1 rRNA gene is annotated in these 217 nt (G+C 53.9%); it reads right to left on the bottom strand.

The features are described from left to right. A 23S ribosomal RNA gene (locus ACI48K_RS25575) occupies window positions 1-217 on the bottom strand; the annotation flags it as partial.

The raw sequence follows: 217 nt of genomic DNA, 5'->3' as shown, positions 1-217 counted from the left end.
ACTCTACCGGGGCACCCCTTCTCCCGAAGTTACGGGGTCATTTTGCCGAGTTCCTTAACGAGAGTTCTTCCGCGCGCCTTAGAATTCTCTTCTCGCCTACCTGTGTCGGTTTGCGGTACGGGCACCTTCTCCTCACTAGAGGCTTTTCTTGGCAGTCTGAGATCATGACCTTCGGTACTGTAAATTTTCCCTCCCCATCACAGCCCAGCCTTATCGG

It is taken from the genome of Paenibacillus terrisolis (assembly GCF_056171975.1).
Note: the sequence above shows the minus strand (reverse complement) of the source record. Positions and strands in the feature narration are given on the sequence as shown.